The sequence below is a fragment of the Allobosea sp. 05T433 genome (assembly GCF_056396065.1).
Map to the genome: position 1 here is coordinate 1 of NZ_JBFTKS010000140.1, position 372 is coordinate 372.

The 372-nt window shown below is 69.9% G+C and carries 1 protein-coding gene; it reads right to left on the reverse strand.

Features of this window, described 5'->3' with window-relative positions:
• On the reverse strand, positions 1 to 372 hold a 372-nt coding region (locus AC1DGP_RS35395; protein ID WP_476833314.1), incomplete at both ends, for a beta-barrel domain-containing protein.

Sequence of the window (372 nt, forward strand, 5' to 3'; positions counted from 1 at the left end):
ACCTCACCTCGACCGGCATTCCGGGCTGGAGCTTGCGGTCGCCGAGGGCGGCGACGAGATCGCCGTCGATCTGGATCTCGCCGGTGTAGAAATTGGCGCCGGTGGTGGGGTCGCGGGTGGTCGCCGGGGAGAGATGGCTGACGGTGCCCGGCAGTTCCGGGGTCGAATTCTTGGCGAAGGCGGAGAAGCGCAGGCGGGCGGGCTGGCCCGGCCTGACCTGGTCGATATCCGTCGGCGCGATCCTGACCTCGACGGTGAGCTTGGCCTCGCCCGGTACGATGGTGGCGAGACGGGCGGCCGGGGTGATGACGCCGCCGACGGTGAAGACGGTCAACTCGTTGACGATGCCGGCGATCGGGGCGCGGATCTCGG